The 25,384-nt window shown below is 26.3% G+C and carries 23 protein-coding genes and 1 pseudogene; 8 read left to right on the forward strand and 16 right to left on the reverse strand.

Going from position 1 to position 25,384, the window contains the following annotated elements; all coding sequences use genetic code 11:
- Positions 1–43 precede the first annotated feature (43 nt).
- The 4 genes from BRE_RS00800 (at position 44) to alr (ending at position 3,250) form a co-directional block, all read left to right on the forward strand.
- Complete coding sequence (locus tag BRE_RS00800) at positions 44–1,177, forward strand: LIC_12708 family protein (RefSeq protein WP_012538699.1); 1,134 nt, start codon at positions 44–46, stop codon at positions 1,175–1,177.
- A gap of 21 nt (positions 1,178–1,198) precedes the next feature.
- Positions 1,199–1,624: a hypothetical protein gene (locus BRE_RS00805; RefSeq protein WP_012538700.1), complete on the forward strand. Its 426-nt coding sequence runs from the start codon at positions 1,199–1,201 to the stop codon at positions 1,622–1,624.
- A 3-nt stretch (positions 1,625–1,627) separates the two neighbouring features.
- The gene (locus BRE_RS00810; RefSeq protein WP_012537926.1) at positions 1,628–2,044 is read left to right on the forward strand and encodes a hypothetical protein; all 417 of its coding nucleotides are present in this window, start codon (positions 1,628–1,630) and stop codon (positions 2,042–2,044) included.
- A 102-nt stretch (positions 2,045–2,146) separates the two neighbouring features.
- Entirely contained in the window at positions 2,147–3,250 is a 1,104-nt protein-coding gene (gene alr, locus BRE_RS00815; RefSeq protein WP_198004620.1) for an alanine racemase, read from the forward strand.
- On the opposite strand, the gene BRE_RS00820 is transcribed toward alr, so the two are convergent.
- Entirely contained in the window at positions 3,242–4,837 is a 1,596-nt protein-coding gene (locus BRE_RS00820) for an RHS repeat domain-containing protein (RefSeq protein WP_041178085.1), read from the reverse strand. The two genes, alr and BRE_RS00820, sit on opposite strands and share 9 nt — an antisense overlap.
- 73 nt (positions 4,838–4,910) lie before the next feature.
- Between BRE_RS00820 and BRE_RS06210 the strand changes: the two genes are divergently transcribed.
- Positions 4,911–5,078 carry a hypothetical protein gene (locus BRE_RS06210; protein WP_012537929.1) on the forward strand — a complete coding sequence of 56 codons (168 nt, stop codon included), beginning with the start codon at positions 4,911–4,913 and terminating at the stop codon, positions 5,076–5,078.
- 4 nt (positions 5,079–5,082) lie between these two features.
- Here BRE_RS06210 and BRE_RS00825 read toward each other — a convergent pair whose 3' ends face one another.
- The 4 genes and pseudogenes from BRE_RS00825 to malQ form a co-directional block, all read right to left on the reverse strand.
- Positions 5,083–6,840, reverse strand: a complete 1,758-nt coding sequence (locus BRE_RS00825) for a hypothetical protein (RefSeq protein ID WP_012538703.1) — start codon at positions 6,838–6,840, stop codon at positions 5,083–5,085.
- A 75-nt stretch (positions 6,841–6,915) separates the two neighbouring features.
- Positions 6,916–7,866 (reverse strand): calcium/sodium antiporter, encoded by a 951-nt coding sequence (locus BRE_RS00830; RefSeq protein ID WP_041178180.1) that lies wholly within the window; start codon positions 7,864–7,866, stop codon positions 6,916–6,918.
- Between the two features lie 51 nt (positions 7,867–7,917).
- Positions 7,918–9,768 carry a putative glycoside hydrolase gene (locus BRE_RS00835; RefSeq protein ID WP_041178086.1) on the reverse strand — a complete coding sequence of 617 codons (1,851 nt, stop codon included), beginning with the start codon at positions 9,766–9,768 and terminating at the stop codon, positions 7,918–7,920.
- Between the two features lie 74 nt (positions 9,769–9,842).
- Positions 9,843–11,328 (reverse strand): annotated as a pseudogene (gene malQ / locus BRE_RS00840) (4-alpha-glucanotransferase).
- Between the two features lie 157 nt (positions 11,329–11,485).
- Between malQ and BRE_RS00845 the strand changes: the two are divergent.
- The gene (locus BRE_RS00845) at positions 11,486–12,643 is read left to right on the forward strand and encodes an OmpA family protein (protein ID WP_012538706.1); all 1,158 of its coding nucleotides are present in this window, start codon (positions 11,486–11,488) and stop codon (positions 12,641–12,643) included.
- A gap of 3 nt (positions 12,644–12,646) precedes the next feature.
- Here BRE_RS00845 and BRE_RS00850 read toward each other — a convergent pair whose 3' ends face one another.
- The gene (locus BRE_RS00850; RefSeq protein WP_012537935.1) at positions 12,647–13,030 is read right to left on the reverse strand and encodes a TraR/DksA family transcriptional regulator; all 384 of its coding nucleotides are present in this window, start codon (positions 13,028–13,030) and stop codon (positions 12,647–12,649) included.
- Positions 13,031–13,198: 168 nt separating this feature from the next.
- On the opposite strand from BRE_RS00850, the gene infA reads away from it, so the two are divergent.
- Positions 13,199–13,420 (forward strand): translation initiation factor IF-1, encoded by a 222-nt coding sequence (infA, locus tag BRE_RS00855; RefSeq protein ID WP_012537936.1) that lies wholly within the window; start codon positions 13,199–13,201, stop codon positions 13,418–13,420.
- Between the two features lie 44 nt (positions 13,421–13,464).
- Here the strand turns inward: infA and BRE_RS00860 are convergent, their stop codons facing one another.
- The 10 genes from BRE_RS00860 to mnmE form a co-directional block, all read right to left on the reverse strand.
- A complete protein-coding gene (locus BRE_RS00860; RefSeq protein ID WP_012538707.1) occupies positions 13,465–15,507 on the reverse strand; it encodes an SH3 domain-containing protein in 2,043 nt (680 codons plus the stop codon).
- Positions 15,456–16,043, reverse strand: a complete 588-nt coding sequence (locus BRE_RS00865) for a tetratricopeptide repeat protein (RefSeq protein ID WP_012538708.1) — start codon at positions 16,041–16,043, stop codon at positions 15,456–15,458. The genes BRE_RS00860 and BRE_RS00865 overlap by 52 nt, the downstream gene beginning before the upstream one ends.
- Positions 16,025–17,014, reverse strand: a complete 990-nt coding sequence (locus BRE_RS00870; protein WP_012538709.1) for a VWA domain-containing protein — start codon at positions 17,012–17,014, stop codon at positions 16,025–16,027. The genes BRE_RS00865 and BRE_RS00870 overlap by 19 nt, the downstream gene beginning before the upstream one ends.
- Positions 17,011–18,012 carry a vWA domain-containing protein gene (locus BRE_RS00875; protein WP_041178088.1) on the reverse strand — a complete coding sequence of 334 codons (1,002 nt, stop codon included), beginning with the start codon at positions 18,010–18,012 and terminating at the stop codon, positions 17,011–17,013. The genes BRE_RS00870 and BRE_RS00875 overlap by 4 nt, the downstream gene beginning before the upstream one ends.
- Positions 17,999–18,898 (reverse strand): hypothetical protein, encoded by a 900-nt coding sequence (locus tag BRE_RS00880; protein ID WP_041178181.1) that lies wholly within the window; start codon positions 18,896–18,898, stop codon positions 17,999–18,001. Before BRE_RS00880 ends, BRE_RS00875 begins: the two co-directional genes overlap by 14 nt.
- A gap of 5 nt (positions 18,899–18,903) precedes the next feature.
- On the reverse strand, positions 18,904–19,785 hold the full coding sequence (locus BRE_RS00885; RefSeq protein WP_014696066.1) for a DUF58 domain-containing protein: 882 nt from the start codon (positions 19,783–19,785) through the stop codon (positions 18,904–18,906).
- Between the two features lie 13 nt (positions 19,786–19,798).
- Positions 19,799–20,791, reverse strand: coding sequence for an AAA family ATPase (locus BRE_RS00890; RefSeq protein WP_012537943.1), 993 nt, complete (start codon positions 20,789–20,791; stop codon positions 19,799–19,801).
- Between the two features lie 69 nt (positions 20,792–20,860).
- Positions 20,861–21,493 carry a 16S rRNA (guanine(527)-N(7))-methyltransferase RsmG gene (gene rsmG / locus BRE_RS00895; protein WP_012538712.1) on the reverse strand — a complete coding sequence of 211 codons (633 nt, stop codon included), beginning with the start codon at positions 21,491–21,493 and terminating at the stop codon, positions 20,861–20,863.
- Positions 21,490–23,352 (reverse strand): tRNA uridine-5-carboxymethylaminomethyl(34) synthesis enzyme MnmG, encoded by a 1,863-nt coding sequence (gene mnmG, locus BRE_RS00900; RefSeq protein WP_041178089.1) that lies wholly within the window; start codon positions 23,350–23,352, stop codon positions 21,490–21,492. The genes rsmG and mnmG overlap by 4 nt, the downstream gene beginning before the upstream one ends.
- A gap of 2 nt (positions 23,353–23,354) precedes the next feature.
- Entirely contained in the window at positions 23,355–24,749 is a 1,395-nt protein-coding gene (gene mnmE, locus BRE_RS00905) for a tRNA uridine-5-carboxymethylaminomethyl(34) synthesis GTPase MnmE (protein ID WP_012538714.1), read from the reverse strand.
- 138 nt (positions 24,750–24,887) lie between these two features.
- On the opposite strand from mnmE, the gene BRE_RS00910 reads away from it, so the two are divergent.
- Complete coding sequence (locus tag BRE_RS00910) at positions 24,888–25,382, forward strand: flagellar export chaperone FlgN (RefSeq protein WP_012538715.1); 495 nt, start codon at positions 24,888–24,890, stop codon at positions 25,380–25,382.
- Positions 25,383–25,384: the final 2 nt, after the last annotated feature.

Here is a 25,384-nt window from a genome sequence, read left to right on the forward strand (position 1 = left end):
AAATAATTGACTTTTAACTATTTAAAATAATAACATCTAAAATATGAAAAAGTTTTATAAAATTCATTTAAATATATTTTTTATAATTATATCATGTAACACTAAAACTTTAAACGAACTTGGAGAACAACAGTTTAAAATACCATTTGGAACACTACCCGGAGAAATAACACCACTTACAAACAAATTTACAAATTCAGGCTTTGATATTAAAACATACAACGGTCTTGTATATATTGTAGAGACAAAAGCAAACAAACTCATGATTTTTACATCTTATGGAAAATTAATTCAAACTTACCAAAATGGCATATTTAAAACAAATGACAATCTGAAAATAAAAAAAGTAAACTTTGAAAATATCCAGGCTATATATCCATCAAAAGACTTTATCATAGTATCAGATAAAATAAACAACACAAAATCTAAATTCGATGAAAAAGAAAACATAGCATACTCTACACAAATCTTTATTCTAAATAAAGATTCATCTGTAGCAATACTGGGACAAGAAGGACATAATGGAACACCATTTCCAGAAGTTTGTGATATTAATATCGATGATGGAAATAACATAGCAATAATAACCATATATCACGAAGGCTACATAATATACTCTTACGATCAAGATCTCTCACCTCTTTATAAGATATATATAAACACAAACATATTACAAATACCAGAAGAAGAGAAAAAAAAATATAATATATCAATAGACAAAATATTTTTTGAAGTAAATAAAAAAATTATTTATGTAAAGACAACATACTATGAAAACATTAGAACAAATGAAAACATTAATGACCTAGGAGTCAAAATCAAAAATCAACACTTTTATACAATGAGCTTAAATAAAAATAAAGAATTTGAAATAAAAAACAAAATTACGCTACCTCAAAATTTATTAGATGATCAACAAGAAAGTTTTATCAATATCATTGGAATTCAAAAAAATAAAATAATAGCATCTACTAATATGAAAAATTTATCTAATATTTTAATATGGAAATTAGACAATAGAGGAAAGATAAAAGAACAAATGATACTAATTGAACCTCCTAATCTTAAATTTCTTGCTGAAAGTCTATCAAAAGACGGAATACTTAGTATACTTTATGCAGAGAAAAGCGGAGTTAGTGTCTATTGGTGGAATTTAAATACATTGCTTAAATTATGAAATAATTTATCATCAAAATATATGAAAAATAATAATTGTAAATACAAAGTAGAAGAAACAAATAAAAAACTCCTTAAAAAAAAACTAATGCTTGGAATAATTTTTGTAATCATTTTAATTACTAATAAGGTCATAATAATTCCCAAATTACAAAAAATAGAAAATAAACATAATCCTACAATTACAATAGAACATAAAATAAAAAATAAAAATTTATATCTTAAAATTAATATCCAAAATAATGACATCAAATATTTTGGTAAAGCCAATATAGAATTATACTTAGATAGTAAACTTGTTGAAAATAATATGATTTACATAGACAAGATTAACTATACGTTATATACTAATGTTGCATATAAGAATGAAAGTTTGTTAAATATAATGCTAATAACTCAAAAGGGCTACAAGGCATATTTTAATAAAAGATTAGATCTTGGAGGATAAGAGATGTTACAAATATATTTTATATCTGTTTTACTTAATATTTTAGGAGGAATAATACTAGCATTTCCAACTTTAAGAGACAAGCTTAAGTGTTTAATTATCTTTGACGAATTTGTCAATGCAATTAACAATAATAAAGCTGCAAGAAGTATTTTTGGTACAATTTTTATAACAGTAAGTATATTGGAAATAATTATCCCCTATGATTTACCAATAATTGGAAATTTATTTCCTGCCATCAGTTTATTTCTTATTGGGTTTATCTTATTTTTAAATCAGAAGATGCCTATAACTCTTCAAAACAACAAAGAATATGGAAAATTTCAATCATTAGTTGAAAACAACAAAAAATTGATAGGAATACTAGCATTAATTATCGGAATAATTCATTTTTTTGCACCAAGGATTCCTTTTCTTTAAATCTAACAAAGATTAATATAAATGCTTTATATCAGTCAAACAATTTAAATAAATTTCAAAGTATCAATGTGAATTTTGTAGATATTTAATATAATGTATAAAATGACAAAACATAAAGAAATAATAATAAACTTTAAAAATCTAGAACATAATCTAATTACAATTAAAAGTCATGTTCACAAAAAAGAATTAGTAGCAACACTAAAAGCAGATGCTTACGGACATGGACTTATTCAAACATTTAAATTTTTTAAAGAAAAAAATATAAATTATTTTGGTCTTTTTTCAATATATGACGCTCTAAAACTTAGGAAAATCGATAAAAAATCAAACATACTACTCTATATCAATAATATAAATAAAAATGCAATAAAAAATTTAGTAAATTTTGAAATTACACCTTTTGTTGCTGACTCTCAATACTTATCATTAATAGAAGAAGAATGTAAAAGGCAAAATAAAAAAATTAAAGTTCATTTAAAAGTGGATGTAGGAATGAACAGATATGGAATCAAAACAGAAAATGCTTTAAATCTAGCAACTAAAATTCAAGATTCAAAATTAGTAGAATTTGAAGGAATTTGCACACATTTACCAACAACAGAAAACACAAAAATTACGCAAACACAAAGCAAAAAATTTGATTATCTCATAAATGAACTTAAAAATAAAAATATAAATCCAAAATTCATTCATATTTCCAACTCAGGACACATAACAAACTATAAAATAAGTGAAAATTTTAACATGATAAGGCCAGGCCTTATTTTATACGGATATCACCCAAATCCTAACAATCAAAACAATAATTTAAAACTGAAGCCTGTACTAAATTTATACTCAAAAGTAATATTTGTTAAAAATATCAAAAAAGGAGACCAAATATCATATTCTGGACTCTTTAAAGCAAAAGAAGATATGCAAATTGGACTTATACCTGTTGGATACTTTGATGGAATACCACAAAATACATCTAAAAATTTTTATTGCATAATAAAAGATAAAAAATGTTTTATTAGAGGAAAAATATGTATGAACATTTCCATCATAGAAATACCTCAAGATCTAAAAATCAATATAGGAGACAAAGTAGAAATAGTTTCTGAAAGATTAAGCTTAGATATACTTAGTAAAGAATCTGGCAGAAGTACATATGAACTACTTTGTTCTATTGGAAAAAATGAGAAAAAAAAATACTTATATTAAATTACCTAAAGAATCAAATTTTTGAAAATCAATTAAATCACCTTTACTATCATATATCCATTTATAAATTGAAATACCCCCAATATTATCTCTCAATCTTAAATCTGGGCCATGATTTGTTTTCTTTGAAATTTTACCAAATTTATTATATTCATACTTATACATGCTAACACCATAAATATCATCTTGTAATTGACCTAAATTACCAAAATTTTTCTGACTAATTAGTCGATTTTGTTTATCATACTCATAAGTATATTCAAAAACAGCATTTTCATCTGCAACTAAAGCTCCATTTTTAGAATAATTACTCTTCAATATAACATTACCATTAATATCATACAAAAACTTGTACCTAAAAACACCTACAATATCACTTATAGGATTATCAAAATCTCCATAATGTTCCTGAGATTCAAGAAGTCCATCTTCATTATAAGCATATTTATAAATCATAACACCATTAGAATCACTAACTAAATTGAAATTTTTGTCAAAAAAAAGTCTCTCTATTAAATAAAATTTATTATCATATTTATAACTATAAACCGCAATACCTTTAAAATTATCCATTATCTCATATTTTTCCTCATAACTAACAGGAACAGCACTATCATAATTCTTATTTATCTTATTACTATAATTTATTATTCTCTTTTCATTATTTTGTATATAAAAAATGGTTTTTCTCATGGCATAACCATTTTGACTAACGGTCAAATTATTATTAGCATCATAATTATATTCTCTACAACAATAATCTTTTTCTTTTAAATTATAATCATACCTATATATTGCCACATTATTCTCATCAGGAGTTAAATTATTCTTAACATCATAATTTACAACTTCAATAAGATTACCACTTGAGTCATAACGATATGTCTTTACTGCAACAGAAAAAGGATTTGAGGACAAAGAAAAATCTTCATCTATGTATTCTTCTTTAACAATATTATGTGCACTATCATAAGTCAATTTAAAACCATAAATTCCATTTTTAGCCTTTATATTATAGTTATTACCATCATAATATAAAACTGTTTTTGTACGATTAGAATTCTCATAAATAATTTTAGTATAATAAACATCATTTAAATCCTTAATCTGAAAACCAACCTCACTAAACCTATAAACATAAAAACTACCATCATCATTATAAACAAAATGATAATAAGCAACTCCATACTTATCTCTTATAATTTCATTAGACTTATTATAATTAAAAATACTCTTAGGTTTACCATTTGATAAATATTCTATTTGTTCAACATAAACATCTTTCAAGTTTTTAGCAGCAAAGCCTCTATTTAAAAACAATCTTCTCTCTATATCTTTAAAATGTTCTATTTTTATTTGATTTGTACCAAAAAAAGAAGGCATTAAAATACTAAGCTTTCCAATATAATCAACAACTATAAGTTTGCCATCATTATAAGTAAATCTATACCCATACTCCTCTTCAGCATCTTCCTTATTAATTTCATATTTTCCAATTATTTTATAATCAATATCATAATCAACAAATTTATAATAAATTTCTTCTGAAAAAAGAGTATAAGCTAAAAAAAACATTATCAAAAACATAACCATTCCTTGATAAATCAACCTTATTTTGATAGATTTATTATACAATAAACGAATACAATGAGGTGTTAATATGGCAAAAATTTCCAAAAATGCACAAAGAAGTGGCTCTAAAGAATTGTTAAGTAGATGGGGCGGAAAAATTATAATGAAATCTAAATTTGAAAATGGTAAAATAAAGCACTATGCAGAATGCCAAAATTCAAAAAATACGGCAAGAAGACCTAAAGATTTATTTTAAATAATCATTTTTTATTCAATTTATCTTCAAATTTTAACCAAGCTTCGTCCTGTTCACTTTTGCTATAAACCCTACCAGCTGTCTGTCCTTTGTTAGAGGTTCCTTTACCTTTTTTGGAATAGGAATTTCTAATCTGTTCTTTTATCTCCTCTCTTTGTTTGCGCCTCTTATCTAGCTGTCTTTTTACTCTTTCATTTGGATCAAAAAGTCCCCCAACATGATTATTAACTATTACTTTAGAATTTAATCTAGATAAAGATTCTTTATAGCTTTGATATTTTCCAGTCAAAAATAACACAATTTTCCTTAACAAGGATAAATCTTTATAAGCAAAATCTAAAATACTAGACAAATCAATTTTATAAATTTTATAAAGTGGTAAGAATGTATTACTATTCTTAAAATACTTAGCGGCTTCATTTTTTATTATATCCTTAATTTGAGTCTGTATATTTTGAATTTTAGAAACTCGCCTATAATGAGACACAATAAAATCAAGAAATGCAACTTTATTTTTCAAACAATAATCATTTAGATCATAATTAGCAACAAATTCAGATAACATCTTCTCAAGACCCTCTTCTGTAAAAATAACAGAAGAATTTTTACCATTATTAAGCATCTTTGTAAATTCATTTCTCAATTTATCTTTAACATCAATTACAATTTGATCAAATTCTTTTAAAAAGATAGAATAAGCACATGGCTTATATAAATATATATCACTTCTAATACTAAATATTCTAGGCAAAGAACCCTTAATATTGGATTCAAAAAAGTATCCATTGGCTATATTAAAAAAATGTTCAGCATCAGATAATTCATCAGCATGCTCTTGAAGAATACTTTTAAATTCCTCTATATTAATAAATCCAGGTTTAAACTCTATTGCTTTTTCAATCGATTTCAAAGTTTCATCAATTTTAATATTTTCTAAATTTTTAATTTCTTCTAACTTTTTTTCATTAGTAATATAAATATTTAATACCTCTAAAAAGGTAAAATAATGCTTAGAAATATTAACACCTTTCTTATTTAAAATCTCCTCTTTATTTTCCAAAATACCCAAAAGAAGATTATAAGCAACTCCAACCCCATTAACGCCCTCATACAAAATTCGATCATACTCACTAATCTTCAAATTTCTAGCTCTAATAAAAACATCTTTAACTACTCTGTTAGAAGCAGTTCTAAATAAAATTCTTTTCATAAATTCAACAAAATACAATGTTTGTCTTGAAGGAATGATCAAAGAATCTAGTATCAATATCTTCTTTAATGAAGCACTTTCTTGAAAATATTTAAAATTAATATCTTCATTCTTAAGCACAACAAATTCTCTCTCAAAAGCTAACAAATTTCTATCTATATTCTTAATTGTAAGCAAAGTACTAAAAAATTCTATTCCCACATAATGTTTTAAAAACAAATCTTCAATAGCATAATAATAAAAATCACTACTATTTTCATCTGTTATTATTATTTTATCAGGTAACAATTCTCCATTAGATGTAATCTGATTAACAATAATTCCTCTCTTAACTTCATAAAGTTTACGAAATAAAAAATCCAATTCTCCCTTAAGAGAACGTATTTTAACAGAATAATCTTCAACAAACTTAGAATAACCTATAACATTGTTTTTACATTCCAAAATAACTCGTAAAATCATTTTTTGCGTATCTGAAGAAATTCCTATTTGAGAAATCAAAATATCCACTTCTTTATCATTTAGATAAAAAATTTCGGGAAACTTTTTCATCTTATATTCCTAATCTCCTAATATAAAAAACAATAAAACATAATTCATAATAACACATTGATAAATTTAATAAAATTAATAAACACCAAATAAATACACATTATATAAAATATACAAAAACAAAAAAATAATAGAAGGACCCCTATCAAAAACCCCTTTGACTTTAACTACCAATAACAAAATCAAAGATATAACAAACATAATACCAAAATCAACAAAATAAATATCACTCATCAGTACTGGACTTATAAAACTACTACTAGACAAAATAAATCCAATATTAAATATGTTACTGCCAATAATATTACCCAGCGCAATATCTGATTCTTTTTTAATTATTGCAAAAAGTGAAACAACAAGCTCTGGTATACTGGTTCCAAAAGCAACAAAAATAATTCCAATAACTTTCTCACTAATATGAAAAATATTATGTGCAATATATATTGAATTATCTATTAATAACTTCGAACCTAAATATAAAAAATAAACACTTAAAAATAAAAACATAATATTTAAAAATAAAAATTTAAATCCATAATCACAATTAAGATTATCTAAATCCCGCTCAACAACATTATATTTTTTTTCTTCCCTATAAAATAAAAATAAATAAGATACAAATACAAATAAAATTATCAACGAACTGGTCTTATGATAAGGCACTTTAAAAAAAGAAAGAGAACTAAAATCAAAAGAAAGTAATAATAAAAGAAACATCAATAAAAATAACATCATAAAAGAAAACTTAAGTCTCTTAAAATCCGTTTTTATTTTTAAAAAACAACCTGTTAAAGAAAGTGCAAGTAATATATTGATAATATTACTACCAATGATATTAGAAACAATAATTTCATTTTTTTGCTTAAACGATGCTATCAAACTTGTAAAAAGCTCTGGAGCACTTGTTGATAGAGAGACTATTATAACACCTATTAAAAGATTGGGAACTTTAAAATAAGTAGCAATATTAACAGAACTCTTTAAAAGATAATTACCACCAAGATATAATAAAAATATACCTAACATTAAACAAAAAAAATAAATATAAACCACATAAATCTCCTAGCAAAAATTATATTAAGAAAAACCCAAAAATTTGTTTAAATTAGTCTTAACCATATAATAAATATTAGATGCATTCCACAAGCTAAAACCATTTCCCAAAGACTCTTTGACACCTTGTAATTGATTAAAAAAATATTGCAGATAAACCTCTTCACTCACAATACGTTCTGAACCAAGCAAAAAAGCCTGAACGTAAGGTCTAATTATAACTTTACCCGAGGAAAACACAAACGCCCTATTACTCCCTTCTTTATAAATTTTATAAGCCCTGGTAGTATAATATAAATCATTCTTCAAAAAATCATTAGTATAATGTGAAGGATAAAACATGGGAGAAATAACATCAACATAATCTGATATCATAGAAATATTTTGACCAATACTATTAGTAACAAACCATCCATTATTGCCGTAAATGTCAATAGAAATAGGAATAGAAATTTTTTCCCTAGCCAAAATTAAAAAAGATTCAAGGGCATCAATTGCCCTCATTTCATACTTATTAAATCTTGAAGCTATAAGAGATACAGGTCCATCTGTTGGGAATCTAATATAATCAAACTGAATCTCATCAACTCCAAGCAACTGAATTTCTTTTGCAATATCTAAATTATAATCCCAAGTATTTTTTGAAAAAAGATCTACCCAATGTTCTTTTTGTATCAACTTAAAAGAATTACCATTCATGACTTTTACAACATTACTCCAAGGACGATTGGTTTTTTTATTCCAAAGAGCATACTCACAATTATTATATAAATAAAATTTTGAATCTTTAAATACAACAACACGAGCAATAACATATATTCCCAATTCTTTTGCCTTTTTTAAAATATAAGGAACATCTATTAATTTTTTAACTGCATTCATTTTATTAGGCAATTCTAGCTGACTTGCATAAGTTAAGATACCACTATCATTTTTAAAATCAATAATAACAGAATTCATACCTAATTTTTTAATAAACTCAAATCTCTCATCAACAGCTGTTTTATTTCGAAGAGTATAAGCTGTCAAATAAATTGAACCCCTATTAGACGCAAGATTAAGTCTCTTTGATTTTTGAAAATAATTACTTTCATAAATAGAAAATTGACTATCAAAGATCCACTTTCCATCAACATATAAATAAAAATGATTATCATAAGTTCCAACCAAAAGTTTTTCTAGCTTTTCATCAGATAAATCAATAATACGAACTATCTGTTTTTTAAATGGAAAATCTAATTTCTTAATAACCCCTGAAACTATATTAATTAAAATAATATCTCCATAAATTCCATAAGAACAATACAACTCACTCTCACTATTTTTTGAAAATTCTAGCGAACTAATAATATCATAATAACCAGCACCCAAATATGTCTTAGAAATTAGAGAATTTAAGCTTTTAAAATCTAAATTATTATTAATACTGATATAAAGTCCGCTGTTAGAAGTCCCAACAGCAACATGTTTATATTCTCCTCGAGACAATGCACTTGATGTAATATAAGAATTTTTATTAAATTTTTCAGTATCAACTAATTTTATAAAATTTTTAAAATAATTATGAGAAACATAAACAGCATCACTTGTTGTTAAAAGAGAATTTAAAGAATAAAAATCTTCATAAATAGAAGTTATCCTTTTGGATACAGGATTTTCAAATGGGTATATCCATCTAGTCTCTATTCCCTTAGTTTCAATTTTAAATATCCCATTATTGCGCTTTTTATATAAAGCACCCTTATGAACAAAAAAGAAATTACCATTTTTAAAATACCTGTTCCCATTTAATGAATGTAAACGAAAACATAAAAAAAAATAAGAAAATAATAAAAAAATTACATAGAAAAACATTAAGCATGTATTAAGTCTCATATAAACAACATCCAACCTTTTTTAAAATAGATTTAAAAACAAATATTATTTTAACAAATAATTAAAATTACTACTTAAATTCTTCCATAAAGTTTTGTAATATTACTTATTTTTTTACTTAAATCGGTACTTAAATCAGAACTCAAGATCCTAAAATCATTAAGCATTGACCCAGACACATTTTTATGATCAACCACATGATCAAGATAATCTTCCATTGAAACTATTACATTATCTGCAACACTAGACATTGCACCTCGTATCATATCCCAAACAACAAAATCTTCATTAGTATTAAAATAATTAAAAATGTACTCTCTATGATCATCATCGACAGAATTAATAAACTGACGAATAGTATTACTCTCATTAGTACTTGTATAGACAACACAATTCTTTATATAGTTATGTGGCAAACACAAATTTTTTGAATCAAAATCAAATGCAAACTGCATAATTCTAGTTTCTGAAAAATTAAAATAATCTCTTAATCTAAAAGCATCACCACGATCTTCTAAAAGGTCTGCAACCCAAATTTCTAAATCATTAATTTTACTTAAAACATTTCTAAAAAAATCTTTACCTGGACATTTGACCCACTGCCCACTACTACTATAAACTGAAAATTCTCGCTCAGAAATTTCCCAAGTAGATACAAATCCTCTAAAATAATCAAATTTAATAATATCTACATATTTATGCATAAAACCAATACGATTAATCCACCACACATAATCATCTTTCCTTAAGGCTTTCCAATTATAAGCTGCATTACCCCAAAGATATTTTTTATAAGACAAATTACCAGAAGGCAGACCTGTTACTTTATCTTTACTTGCATCAAATTTCAATTTAAAATATTTTTGATGTGCCCAAACATCAGCAGAATCATAAAACATAAAAATAGGCATATCACTTATTATTTTAATCCCAACATTACTTGCATATCTTTTTAAGGCTTTAAATTGTAAAAAAAAAGAAATATTGCAATACTTGTTGAATATTGATCTCAACATTAAGAGTTTCTCTAAGTCGCATTAAAGCTTTTGGATCTCTTTTTAAGATTTCTTTACTAAATAAAAGATTAAAGGTCTGTGGATCTTGGAACCTGCAATAATATTCCCTAAAAGCAACAAAACTTGAAAAATCTAAAAGCCAATAAGCAGCAGATTTTTTAAATTTTTCAAATGCATACATCTCATCAATTGTCGCCCTATGCAAAAAATTCAAAGCTGCATCTCTTAAAATAATATTCTTGGTTTTCAATTTATCATAATCAATACATCTATCTTCCAAACATCCAAAAATACCTAAATCTACATCGATAAATCTATCAATAGCATTTAAATCAATATAACTTATATTACCAGCAAATGCAGAATAACTTAAATAAGGAACCCCTGAACAATTAGGAAGTGAATACAACAATATTTGCCAATAACTTTGCGACGAACTAGCAAGAAAATCTATAAATTCATATGCTCCCTTCCCCAAATCACCAATACCATACTGAGACGGTAAAGAACTAATACTTAGCAAAATTCCACTTTTTCTTTTCATTTCTTATACCTCAAAACAATAGATCATTTAATTAAAAAGTTAAAACAACTATATGCATACTATCATTATAACTAAAACACAAAACACACAAAGCATTATTAAAAAGATTTAATGAAAGATTGAAAAACATAATCTAAACTATGATATAATTCGTTAAATGCATATTAAGACCATAACATTACTATTTTTAATCAAAACTATAACATTTTCCTCTGAAATATTAGAATTTAAATACACCAAAGGCACTAAATTTAGAATAGAAACCACAGATCAGCAAAAAATTTATCTAAATGGAATATTTAACTCCGAAACAAAAACAAACATTCAAGTATCAAGTGAAATAAAAGATATAAAAAATAATTTTGCAAATATAAAATCTTATTTCAGAGTACTCGAAAGAAATGATGAGAGCGATGTTTATTTACTAAAAGAAGAACTTGAAGGAAATTTTAGCATAAACAAACAGGGTGAATACAAAATTAATCATAATCAAAAAAGACCTTCTGTTAGAGGTATTCCACAATTTCCAAAAACACCTATAAGAGTAAATGAAACATGGACATATCCAGCAGAAGAATACATACAAGCATCTGAAATTGTAAAAGGAATAAAAGATTTTATTACAAAATTCAATGTAAGTTATACATATAAAGGCAAAGAAAAAATAGATGGAAAATATTACGATATAATTTATTCAAATTATGAATCTAAATATAATGTAAAAAACATATTATTCTCTCAAAAAGTCAACCAAAAAATATACTTTGATTCAAAATTGGGAAATATATATAAATATCATGACACATATGAATTTCAAATGAAAAACGGAAACAATAATATCAAAATGATTGGAACCTCATCTGGAAAAATAATCTCCATTGAATTACCAAATGATAACACAATAGAGAATGAAATTAAGGAATATATTAAAAGAGAACAAATAGATTCTATAGAAATAGAAAAAAATAAAAATGGCATTAAATTAAGCTTAGACATTGAATTCTATCCTGATTCATTTCAAATCATTAGAAAAGAACATAATAAATTAAAACACATAGCCAATTTACTAGAAAAATTTCAAGACAATAACATTCTAATAGAGGGACACACAGCAAAGTTTGGAACAGAACAAGAAATGCAAGAATTGTCTGAAAAAAGAGCTCATACAATCGGAAACTATTTATTAAAAATGAAAGTAAAGAACAAAAACCAAATATTTTTTAAAGGATGGGGTGCTAAAAAACCTAAGTATGTAAGCTCATCTCCTTTAGCATCAAAAAATCGAAGAGTAGAAATTACAATTCTAAACAATTAAATACTAAATTGACCTTCTGCTCTTTTTTTCCTTTTTAGTTTGACAACTTATACATAAAAATGCATAAGGAATAGCCTCTAACCTTTCTTGTGCAATATCTTTATCACAAGCTAAACAATGCCCATAAATATTGTGAGAAATCCGATAAAGAGCTTGATTTATTAAATTAAGTTTCTTTTTTTCAACTGAACTTAAAGCCTCAAGATTATTACCATCCATATTATCAAATGCAATATCTACTATATCTTTTAGATGCATATCATTATTAATAATTTCTCTTTTACTATCTTCAACAGATCTTATAGAATTTAATATTTCTTTTTTTAATTCTAAAAGAAGAGTTTGCATTTTTTCAACAAATTCATGCTCAAAATTGCTTTTCTGCATGATATTACCTCCCTATAATAAATTACAATTTTTAAAAAACTCCGTGTAATTATATAAACAATCCCCTATAATGTAAACTAGTGCATTAATTTTTAATAAGAAAATAATTGCAATGATATTACTAATTGTGTACAATTGATTCTGTTACACAAATAATAAGGAGGCATTTTGAATACAAAAGAAGAAGCTATTGAAACCGAAGGTATTGTTAAAGAATCTCTTCCAAATACAATGTTTAGAGTAGAACTTAAAAATGGACATTTAGTCCTAGCTCACCTATCTGGAAAAATGAGAAAACATTTTATTAAAATAGTTCCTGGAGATAAAGTCAAAGTTGAACTATCACCTTATGATCTTACAAAAGGAAGAATAGTATACAGAGAAAAATAATTTTTTATGTAATAAAAAACTGAAATTCAAAAATTTATTTCATTTCATATTAAATCATCTTTAACAGATACAATAAAATTTTTATGAATCCATCCCTTAAGTCCATGGCTTGTCTGAATTAGAACAAAGTCATCTTTTTTATCAAGAAGATAAACACTTATATTGCCTTTTAAAAATTTCCAACTTCTTGAAAAATTATCAGGAACCTTATAAAGGGAAACTAAATCACCTCTAATAATTCCAATTTCAGATTGTTGCTCAAGATAAAAATAATATGTTTGAAATAATGTAAAGCATGTCATAGATAAAAGCAAAAATAAAATAATTCTCTTTAAATTTTTTGCATAAAATCTATAAGAAACAACTACTATTAAAATGGTTATTAAAATTAAGCTAATAATAAAAAATATATTAGAAAAAACAAAACTATTATTCCTAATATTTTCATTAATGCCATTTTTAGTTTCAATAAAATCAATAATCTTATAAAAGATATCATTATTTGGAGAAGTAAAAAATGCCTTATAAGCCGAATAAATTGCATCAAACGATCTATCCATCTTACTTAAAATAAGAGCTCTATTTAACCAAAGTCCTGAATAACTCGAATTTCTTTTAATAATATTATCAATTTTATTAAGAGCATCACTATAATTACTAGATCTATAATCATTTATTAAATCATTGATATTATCTTCTGATAGAAAACCATCATTTATAGCATTAAGACTAACAGCAAGGGTTAATATTAAAACAATCAAACCACAACCAGAAGCAATAAAAAATTTTTTATGTTTAATAAACATAGCTAAAGAAAATAAAATTCCTGGTATCAAAATCAAATAATAAATGGGAACGAAAAACAAAAAGGTTTTATTTTTGTATTTTAAAATATCATAATATGAGAGTAAATTAAAATCTAATAATAATTCTTGATTAGAGTTATTTTTTTTAAACTCTCCATAATATTCATATTTTAGTCGTTTACCATTCAGTCTATAAACTTTATCATCATCAGGATCTAAATATACAAAATCACCAATGTTTACAAATAAATTACCCTTATTATCTGGCTTAATAGTATATACATTAGATATGCTACCTTTATAACCATCTTTTGAAGGTTCAAAATTATAATTCTTTTTATTATAAATAATTCTAGAATTATAGGTTTCAATTTCTGGAAAGCGAATATGAGGCAGATTTCCTTGTCCTGTAATTTTTATTAAAATAGTAAAAGCATCTTGAGTAATAGACGTAGCATTGGGAAAATCATAGTCAATTTTAAAAACACCAACAGCTAAAGATTTTACCTCCTCTGGTATTGATTTAATTTTTAAAGAAATTTCAGGACTCATGCGCATAATATCCTCACTTATATTAAAAGAAACACTGGGAATAACAACAACTTTTGATCCCCTAAGAGGAGTTAAAATAAAATTATAAAGAGGAACATCCAAAATTTCTTTACTATGAAAAGTCCTATAATTAATATTTTCAAATATCGGAGTTCTATCAATCATTGCATCTTTAACAGCATTAAAAAAACTAGCAACAGACTTAACATTATTATTTAAAAGCCAATTAGAACGCAAAACAAATCCAACACTCTGATACTCATAAATTTCTTTTTTATTAAAATCCCAATATAAACCAACTGGCAATCCCAAAGAACGAAATTCATCTTCCCTTAAAATGACCACTTCAAACTCTGAGGTCAAATAAACATCATCATTATAAATAACTTTCAATGGAGGAATCTTGACAAATCCCAATTTATCAAAAACATATTCAATTTTTATCTCTATAATAAAATTATTTCCATCAATAACTCTAGATATTAAGGCAATTTTAGCATTCTCGTTTATATCTTTATTGATGTCAAATTTCAATAATTTTTTATCAATATCCTGAGATAAATTTAACCTAATAATATGAATAATCTTAGAACCTTTAACAATCTTGGAAGATATTAAATAATCAGTACCAGATAAAGAATAAATTTTTAAATGTACTAGAAATAAAATTAAAAATATTACCAATCTTCTTGCAAAGAAACAATTTGCTCGTCTGCCCGCATTACCCATAAAACCCTCTCAAGATTTTCAATATACCTCAAAAAATTTTCATTATTTTCAATAAAATTTTGACTCTTACTAATACTTAAATTATTTAAATTTCCTGGCATAGTCCTTTTTTTAATTATTGCAAGTTCAAGATTATACTTAGCATTATAACTTGCAGGATTAATCTTTAAAGCTTCTTTAAATGCCACTTCTGCTTTTCGATAAAGTCCCTGATTGTAATATATTATCCCCTCATTATAACTTATATTAAAATTCAAAAAAAAATCATCATCTCTTCTTGCATACGAAAACATCCGAAGAGAGCTTTCATACTCTCCCAAAGAATAATATACAATTCCAAGATTATAATAACCCCATGCAGCACTCTTATTATCATCTACAAGATTATAATAGGTAGAAATTGCACTCTGATAATCACCTCTAATATACCTATAATTACCAATGGCCATAAGAGACATAGCTTTAACATTTGAACAAGATAAACAAAATGCACATATAAAACTTATTAATAAATAAATTAAAAAGTATCGTCCCATTTAATAACCTTAACAAATATATACAACATCATAAATAAAAAAGAAACAGCTAAAAAAAGCTTGTATCTTAAAATGCCAATTAATAAAATATTACTTGAACTTTTTTTTATTATATCATTCCTTATCTCATTAATAACATAATTAGTACCTTTCAGGTATAAATTATAATAAGAACCCTTAATAGAAAATGTTAAAAGATACAAGTTATCCTCATTAAGCATGAAAGTCATCACACTATCATTCTTATCTTTCACATTCACATGATTATCAACCAAAGGCAGTGGTCTATTGCTTCCAATTCCAATTACAAAACTTACAATATTACGTACATCAATTAATTTAGAAAAAGTATAATAATTATTCTCACCCCATTCATCACCATCTGTCAAAACTACCAAAAAATTATAATAAGAACTATCTTTGATTCCTTGTATAGCACTCAAAACCCCATCACCTAAAAAACTACCGGGAGAACTTATTAAGTTAGGTTCAATATAATTTAACATCTTATATAAACTGGACTTATCTTTAGAAAAAGGCAAAACCAATAAAGATTTACCCTTAAAAATAGTAAGTGAATACTCAACATTTTCAAAACTATTTAAAATTAAACTAATTAAATTTTTAGCACTCTCAAGCCTATTAATAGATTTTCCCTCATCAAAAGTTAACATACTACGCGAAATATCAACAACAAAAGATATTCTTAAATTTACTCTCTCATCCTCAGTAGCCTTTTGTCCCCAAGAAACATCTAAAATTGATAAAATCAAAAAACCAAAACTCAACACAAAAAAGAAAATCATAAGTATTTTCTTTATGTAATAATTTTTAACATAAGCACTATTAACATGCATAAGACTTAAGGCTTTAAAAAATGGAAGTGCCTTTCTAAAATCATAAACATACACAAACAAAACTATAAATAAAACTATAAACAAGTAAAAAGCATAATAATTGCCTATGCTCATAACACCTCTTTTAAAATAATCCTTGAAAAAACAAAATAAAGAATTAATAAAAAAAATATTACCAATAAAAATTCATTATAAACATCATTATTATCAACTGATATTTTAACTTTTCTCTCTACATTTTCTTTTTTCGAAAAATCTTGAATTGCAAGTTTAAATGAAAAATCATCACCAACAGAATAAAAAAGTCCTCCTGTTTTATTTGAAATTTCAAAAAGCATGCTAGGATCATATACTTCCTTCAAAACTCCCTGATAAAATTTACCAGATCTCAATTTAAAACCAACATTAAGTTCCTCATCACTACCAATTCCAACAGAATAAATTTTCACATTTAATCCCTGAGCAAGATTTATTACTTGATCTTTATAAACTTCATCTGAATTAACCACACCATCTGTTAAAACAATGACTGATTTTTTAGGTGCTTCAGAATGCTTTAAATGAGAAAGAGCAATAGAAATACCAAGTCCCAAAGCAGATCCATTTCCAAGATCCATAATATAAATATCATCTAACTTCTTAGAAAAAAAATCCCTATCAATTGTAAGTGGCACTATTAATGATGCCTCCTTTGCAAAAGCTACTAAACCAATATTGTCATTTTCTCTTTGATATACAAAATATTCAATCAATTCTTTTGCAAAATCAAGTCTATTTTTTGATGAAAATTCAATAGCACCCATACTAGGAGATATATCTAACACAATAACAATATCAGCTCCACTACTAAGATATGTCATTTTCTTTCTTGATATAGAAGGCCCTGCTAAGGTTAAGATCATAACTATTATAGCTAAATAAAAAAAAGTATAAGTAACAAAATACAATAAATTTAGTACATAATCTCTTAATTTTATAGAACCAAAATTTCCATAAATAGATATCGGAAATCTAACTTTCCCACCTCTACGATTAAAAAAATGGCTAAAATAAATTATTAATGGCAATCCCAAAAGTAAAAACAAATACAAAGGCTCATTAAATGTTAACATTATCACCTCTATTAAATTCTTCAAAATTAAAAGCCGCCTTTTTTAAATCATTTAAAACAAGCGATAAATTATCCCCCGATAAATTAATTCCACTAAATTTGCTAAAATCGGAAAGTCTAAGCATATTAACAAAAGTTGAACGAATTTCATGGGGCACATTAAGACTTTGTAAAATCTCAGAAATTTCAGTAGTAGTAATCGCATTAAAATTAAAACCTGTTTTTTTAGACAAATAAACTCTTAAAGACGAATTTAATAAATTATAAAAAACATTCTGTTTTTCTTCGCTTTTAATATAATTATCTAAAATACTCAATTGTTTTTGAAATACTCTATAAGGCCTTCTTAAATTATGCTTTATGATTAGAAATACTAATAATTGCTTTATAAGTTTCAAAAACTTAATAAAAAGATATGGAATCAATATAAAAGCCAAAATAAAAATAACAAAATATGTACTGGTACCTGGAAGAAAAAGCACTCCTTCTATATCTTGAATCTTAAGAGAATCATCATCTGCAACTAATGTACTAGTATTGATTTTAATATTATTAAGAATCAACTTAAAAGTTTTATCACTTCTAATAATATCTCCAACATAAATATGAGGAAGCGTATTACTTCCTATATAAAATGAAACAAAATATATTATTATCTCTCCACTTTCAGGTCTGTATAATATCTTATCAATCTCAACAAATTCATTTTTAATTGATTCAAACGCGATAGGAATAAATTTTTCATCATCATCAAGAATTAAAGAAAATTTAAACTCAACAGTATCTCCCACATAATAACGAGTTGGAATAAACATCTCATTTTGTATTTCATAAGAAAATAAATTAAAATAAAGAAATAAAAGAAAGAAAGTTGCAAGGAAAATCATATTTTTCAAATACCATTCTCCTTTTTCAAAAGCACCTTTAATTTTTTAAAAACATCATCTCTTGTGTCAATTTCTATAAAATTAATATTCCTTTTTATGCATTCTTTCCGCCATTTTATTTTATCTAATGTCCAATAATTCTTATAACTATTTAATATCTTCTTACTAAACCCTGAAACTAAAAAATCCTCACGTGTTTCAATATCTTCATAGGTTAAAACTCCATATTGAGGAAGATTCTCATCAAAAAAATCTGTAAGTCTTATCGCAATAATATTATGACGTTTACTGAGAACTGTTAAAGATTTAAAATAATCACTGGCTTTAAAATCTGAAATGATAATAATTAAAGATCTTTTCTTATAATACTCTGCTGTATTTTTAAATACATATGTTAAATTACTGCCCCTCTTTAACTGTCTATTAATTGTCTCATTTAAAATTAATCCTAAATGCGAATATCCCTTTCTAGATGAAATAAATTTATCTGTTTTGCTAGAAAAAAAAGTCATACCTATTTTATCATTATTAAAAAATGCCATATGAGCAAAGATAGAAACCAATAAATCCTGTATTTCTTTTTTACTTGTTATACTTCCCAAACTCATAGAAAGAGAATTATCAACAAGTAAATGTAAATTTATTCCCTTATCTTCTCTAAAAACCTTTGAAAATATATTATCTGTTTTCGAACTAACGTTCCAATCAATCAATCTAGCATCATCTGTTTCTTCATATGGTCTAAACTCATGAAATTCAAGCCCAAGACCTTTAAAAATAGAACGATATCCACCAAAATTAAGCTCTAAGAGCATTTTTCTAGAAAAAAATTTTAAAGCCTTTATTTTCGTTTTAGTACTAGCACTTGATTCACTACTATATTGCATATCCAATTAAATCCTAAGGAAGAGCAACCGCTGAGAGAAGTATCTTAATAATATCATCAGTATTCATTTCTTCAACTTCTGCCTCATAAGAAGGAGTAATTCTATGCCTTAATACATTATAAGCTACAGCCTTCACATCTTCTGGAAGAACAAACAAACGTCCTTCATAAAGAGCATTAACACGAGCACACTTTAGCAAACTCAGTGAAGCTCTGGGAGATGCTCCAAATTCAATATACTTAGTAAATGGATAGGTTTTTTTATCATTTTCACGAGAAGCTGCTATTAAGGTCACAATATAAAGCATTATTTTATCATCTACCTTTACCTTACCAATTATCCTTCTAAGATCTGCTAAAGAATAAGCATTCATTATTTTTGCAACTTTAATATTTTCAAGTCCACCATCAACTGAAAATATTTTAAGAAGCTTAATTTCATCTTGAATAGATGGATATTTCACATTCACCTTCAACAAAAATCTGTCAAGTTGCGCTTCTGGCAAATTATAAGTTCCTTCCTGCTCAATTGGATTTTGTGTTGCAAGAACAAAAAACGGATCGGGTAACTTATGTGTCTCATCACCAAGAGTTACTTGACGTTCACTCATTGCCTCAAGAAGTGCAGATTGAACTTTCGCAGGAGCCCTATTAATTTCATCTGCTAAGACAATATTTGAAAATATTGGACCCTTTCTAACTTTAAAAGTTCCCGTAGTACTCTTATATATCATATTACCCGTAAGATCAGAAGGCAAAAGATCTGGAGTAAATTGTACTCTTTTAAATTCAAGATCAAGAACGTCTGAAACTGTCTGAATAGTCAATGTCTTAGCAAGTCCCGGCACACCTTCAAGTAAAACATGACCTTCTGTCAAGATTCCCATCAAAATAGCATCAACCATTTCTCGCTGCCCAAGAATTCTACTTGCAACTTCCCTTCTAAATTTATTTATTAAACTTAATGCATTCTCTACTTCAGAATCTATTTGAAAACTATTTTTCATACCACTCCTATCGTACTAAATTTCCTTGCTACAAAAAACAAAATATAAACTAAAAACCTAGAAATAAAATTAACATTTATAATCATAAAGTAAAAGGAAATATCTCTCTTTATCAGAAATCACTTCTGATGATTTTATTTCTACTTTATCAAATAAATTTTTAACATAACTCATTTCAAATTCAACCTTATCAAATTTCCCTTTATAAGCCATAATTAAACCACCAGATTTCAAAATTGAGCCTAAAATATTTGCATATTTTCTTATATCTCCAAAAGCCCTGATTGTAATAAATTCATATTTATTTTGTTCCTCCTCAACATTATGCTCTAAAACCTCCACATTCTCTAAACCAAGTTCCAAACTAATCATTTTTAAAAAAATGGCTTTTTTATTACTACGCTCAAGAAGAACATATTTTCTACAACGATCAAAAAGGGCTAAAACAATTCCAGGAAATCCAGCTCCACTGCCAACATCAAGTACTTGTCGTAGATTTTTATCTTTAACAATAGGCAATCCAGAAACAGAATCTAAAGCATGTAAAAGCATTGCATCAAAGTTTCGAACATTATTTGACACCAAATTAAACCTATCACTAAATAATAAAACTTTCTCTATATAAAATCTCAATTTATCAATATTTTCTGAAGTAAAATTCACTTTCAAATTTTTCAAAGCAAATTTAAAATTAGTCATCATAAATCTAAATTAAGTACTACTTTATTTTTAGGGTTTGAAAAATATATAAGCAAAACTTGAATATCAGTATTCCTAACCCCAGAAACCCTACTTGCCTGAGCAAGATTAGCTGGTTGAATTTTAACAAATTTTTCTCTAGCCTCTCTAGAGAGACCATCAATCTCATAATTAAAATCAAGTGGCAATTTAATAAGTTCAAGATTATTCATTTTTCTAATCAAATCTTTTTGCCTATTAATGTAGCCTTCATATTTAATGTCTAATTCAACTTGTTCAAGAATTACTTTTGAAGCATTTAACTTAGGATCAATATTAACAAGATCCTTTAAATTAATATATGGATCTTTCACAATATGATAAAAATCTTTATTAATATGCCTTTTTAATTCAAAACTACTAGCCTCTTTCTCTTTAAGACGTCTATGCCTCAAAAGTTCTTTAATTTCCTCAATTTGCTTTTCCTTAAAAAAATACCTAGAATATTTCTCCTCACTAACCAATCCAACTTCATACCCCCATTTAATCAATCTTTTATCACTAGTATCATGCCTCAAATTAAGTCTATGTTCAGCTCTTGAAGTAAACATTCGATAAGGCTCTTTTGTACCCTTAGTAACAAGATCGTCAATTAAAACACCAATATAAGAACTAGTCCTTGGCAGTATCATTGGCTCTTTTTTTTGTAATTTAAGTGCTGCATTAATTCCAGCCATCAAACCTTGAGCTGCAGCTTCTTCATATCCAGATGATCCATTAGTTTGTCCTGCAACAAAAAGTCCTTCAACCCTTTTAGTCTCAAGGCTTGCATATAATTCAATGGGATTAATATAATCATACTCAACAGCATATCCTGATCTTGTAATTACTGCATCCTCAAGTCCATCAATGCTATTAATTAATCTTTTTTGAACATCCTCAGGTAAAGATGAACTTAAACCATTAAGATACATCTCTTGAGTATTAATCCCCTCAGGCTCAATAAAAATTTGATGCTTATCTTTATCTTTAAATTTAACAATTTTATCTTCAATAGAAGGACAATATCTTGGACCATTCCCAACAATTTCCCCAGAATAAAGTGGAGAGAGATGCATATTTTCACTAATTATCTCATGAGTCTTTTTATTAGTATAAGTAACATAACAAGAAAGTTGAGTCTTATCTATTTTAGTATTTGAAAAAGAAAAAGGAATGATATCAGAATCTCCAAACTGAATTTCTGTTTTTGCAAAATTAATACTTCTCCTATGAACCCTTGCAGGAGTACCTGTCTTAAGTCTACCCATTTCAAATCCAAGTTCAAGCAAAATTTTCTCAAGACCAAAAGCAGCTGGCTCAGAAATCCTTCCCATATAAGCCTTGTATTCACCTATGAATATTTTACCTCTAAGAAAAGTTCCCGTTGTAAGCACTACAACACGCGATGTAAATTTATTACCCCTTTCTGTAACGACACCTTCAATCTTATTTTTCATAGGATTAAGTAAAAAATCACTAACAGTATCTTGAAAAAGTTCAAGATTATTCTGCATCTCTAATGTTTCCTTTGCTTTAATCTGATATACTAATTTATCAGCTTGTGCACGAGGTGCTTGTACAGCAGGACCCTTACTTTTATTTAAAATGCGAAATTGAATCATACTAAAATCAACTAAACATCCCATCTCTCCACCAAGAGCATCAATTTCCCTCACCATATTTCCCTTAGCAAGCCCACCAATAGCAGGATTACAAGATAGTTTACCTACTGTATCTAAATTTTGAGTAATCAAAATTGTTTTAAAATTTAATCTTGCAAGTGCCAGAGATGCTTCAATACCAGCATGCCCTCCTCCAATAACAATAGCATCAAAATCCATACCTATTTTCCTAAACAAAAATTCTTAAACATATTGTTAAGCACATCATCACTAGTAACCTCACCCGTTATTTCCCCTAAAACATTAACCACTTCGTAAACATCAAATGCCAACATATCATAACTTATATTTTGTTCTATTTTGCTTAACAACTCAATAATTAAAGCATAAGCCCTCTTTAAAAGTGCTGCCTGACGAGTTGATGATATTACAATATCATAATCACTAGTCTTCATATAATCAACAGCTATAAATGACCTTATCCTATCATAAAGGGAATTTATACCAAATAAAGTTTTAGTACTAATTTTTACTGTGTTTAATGAAACTATATCATTAGAATTAAAAAATTCAACTGTTTGATTATTTTGCTCTAAATCCACTTTATTTAAAACAAAAAGCACTCTAGAATCTTCCTTATAAGCATCAATAAACTTCAAATCATCATCCGTTAATTTGCCACTTAAATCAACAACATAAAAAATCAAAGATGCTTCCTTAATCAAAGAATTACTTCTCACTATACCCAACTGTTCAACAAAATCACTAGTTTCTCTAAGCCCTGCTGTATCAAATACGTTAAACAAAATACCATCAAATTCAAAACTTGCTTGAATATAATCTCGTGTAGTACCAGCATAAGAAGACACGATAGCCCTATCTTCTTTTAATAACAAATTAAAAAGAGAAGATTTACCAACATTAACAGAACCAGCCAACACTAATGTAACACCATTCTCCAATTTTCTTGCAGTATCATAAGAATCAATTAGCCTTTCAAGTTCAGATTTACTTTTTAAAATAATATCAACAGGAATAACAACTTCATTATCATCTGTCTCATAATCAAGATAAACACTAATGGCTGAAAGAAAATTTAAAATATCTTTTTTAATCAAATCTATCTTATCAAACAAAGAACCTGAAAGTTTATTAACAGCAAGAGCATGTACTTGCCTAGTCTTAGCAGAAATTAATTCATTTATAGCCTCTGCTTTAGTAAGATCAAGTTTCCCTGCCAAGAAAGAACGAAGGGTAAATTCACCAGGCTCAGCCATTCGAAAACCTACTTTCAAAAAAAAGTCTATAATTCTCCTTATACCAATAAGAGAACCATGAGCCATCACTTCTATTGAATCCTGACCTGTAAAACTTTTTGGCGCTCTATAAAGACAAACAACAACTTCATCCAATTTTTCTTTAGTTTCGTTATCTAAAATATATCCATAATGAATAGTGTGCCCAGATGCCTCAAGCAATTTACTCGGATCTGAGAACATTGTAGAAAATTTTTCAATTGCAGAAACTCCACTACTACGAATTACACATAAAGCACTACTAAAAAAAGGTGTAGCAAGTGCAACAATATCATCTTCTTTCTGAAAAAGCCTGCTCATAGATTATAAAAATTATAACATAGCATAAATAACAAAAATCAAAAAATAAAATAAAAAACAAAAGTACAAAATAATAAAAACAACAATATTGCAAATTTGTAAATATCATAAATTTCACTTATAATTTACTTTAAAGAAATGGAAATTAAATTAGAAACTGAACTAAAAAACACATTAGAAGAAGAAACCTTTTTAATAGAAAAAATATATAGCATGTATTTAAATATAAAAAAATATCTTGATGAAAAAAATGCAATGATGTTGAAAGAATCAATAGACAAAACAAATATTTACCTACAAGAATTTAAAGATGTAGAACAAAAGAGAGATAAAATTTGGAAAGAATTTACACAAAATGAACAATTTGAATCAACTTACATGGCCATAGAAAAATTATGCTCAACTTATAAAAAAGAAATACATAATTACTTTCATAGATTAAAAATAGGAACATTAAATATCCAAAATTTAAATCATCTAATATCAAGTTATGTAGAAACATCCCTTGATATGTTAGACTCAATCTTTCAAGATGCTCAAGAGACTGTAGATAATATCACTTATAAAAACCCCTATGGACCAAAAAACGGAACGCCAAATGAAGCATCCGTATTAATAAACAAAAAACTTTAAAT

The sequence above is a fragment of the Borrelia recurrentis A1 genome, from assembly GCF_000019705.1.
Classification (GTDB): Bacteria; Spirochaetota; Spirochaetia; order Borreliales; family Borreliaceae; genus Borrelia; species Borrelia duttonii.

Coding starts and splice junctions, on each gene's coding strand:
- BRE_RS00800 (WP_012538699.1), top strand. CDS start 44: ATGAAAAAGTTTTATAAAATTCATTTAAATATATTTTTTATAATTATA.
- BRE_RS00805 (WP_012538700.1), top strand. CDS start 1,199: ATGAAAAATAATAATTGTAAATACAAAGTAGAAGAAACAAATAAAAAA.
- BRE_RS00810 (WP_012537926.1), top strand. CDS start 1,628: ATGTTACAAATATATTTTATATCTGTTTTACTTAATATTTTAGGAGGA.
- alr (WP_198004620.1), top strand. CDS start 2,147: ATGACAAAACATAAAGAAATAATAATAAACTTTAAAAATCTAGAACAT.
- BRE_RS00820 (WP_041178085.1), bottom strand. CDS start 4,837: ATGTTTTTGATAATGTTTTTTTTAGCTTATACTCTTTTTTCAGAAGAA.
- BRE_RS06210 (WP_012537929.1), top strand. CDS start 4,911: ATGGCAAAAATTTCCAAAAATGCACAAAGAAGTGGCTCTAAAGAATTG.
- BRE_RS00825 (WP_012538703.1), bottom strand. CDS start 6,840: ATGAAAAAGTTTCCCGAAATTTTTTATCTAAATGATAAAGAAGTGGAT.
- BRE_RS00830 (WP_041178180.1), bottom strand. CDS start 7,866: ATGTTAGGTATATTTTTATTATATCTTGGTGGTAATTATCTTTTAAAG.
- BRE_RS00835 (WP_041178086.1), bottom strand. CDS start 9,768: ATGAGACTTAATACATGCTTAATGTTTTTCTATGTAATTTTTTTATTA.
- BRE_RS00845 (WP_012538706.1), top strand. CDS start 11,486: ATGCATATTAAGACCATAACATTACTATTTTTAATCAAAACTATAACA.
- BRE_RS00850 (WP_012537935.1), bottom strand. CDS start 13,030: ATGCAGAAAAGCAATTTTGAGCATGAATTTGTTGAAAAAATGCAAACT.
- BRE_RS00860 (WP_012538707.1), bottom strand. CDS start 15,507: ATGGGTAATGCGGGCAGACGAGCAAATTGTTTCTTTGCAAGAAGATTG.
- BRE_RS00865 (WP_012538708.1), bottom strand. CDS start 16,043: ATGGGACGATACTTTTTAATTTATTTATTAATAAGTTTTATATGTGCA.
- BRE_RS00870 (WP_012538709.1), bottom strand. CDS start 17,014: ATGAGCATAGGCAATTATTATGCTTTTTACTTGTTTATAGTTTTATTT.
- BRE_RS00875 (WP_041178088.1), bottom strand. CDS start 18,012: ATGTTAACATTTAATGAGCCTTTGTATTTGTTTTTACTTTTGGGATTG.
- BRE_RS00880 (WP_041178181.1), bottom strand. CDS start 18,898: ATGATTTTCCTTGCAACTTTCTTTCTTTTATTTCTTTATTTTAATTTA.
- BRE_RS00885 (WP_014696066.1), bottom strand. CDS start 19,785: ATGCAATATAGTAGTGAATCAAGTGCTAGTACTAAAACGAAAATAAAG.
- BRE_RS00890 (WP_012537943.1), bottom strand. CDS start 20,791: ATGAAAAATAGTTTTCAAATAGATTCTGAAGTAGAGAATGCATTAAGT.
- rsmG (WP_012538712.1), bottom strand. CDS start 21,493: ATGATGACTAATTTTAAATTTGCTTTGAAAAATTTGAAAGTGAATTTT.
- mnmG (WP_041178089.1), bottom strand. CDS start 23,352: ATGGATTTTGATGCTATTGTTATTGGAGGAGGGCATGCTGGTATTGAA.
- mnmE (WP_012538714.1), bottom strand. CDS start 24,749: ATGAGCAGGCTTTTTCAGAAAGAAGATGATATTGTTGCACTTGCTACA.
- BRE_RS00910 (WP_012538715.1), top strand. CDS start 24,888: ATGGAAATTAAATTAGAAACTGAACTAAAAAACACATTAGAAGAAGAA.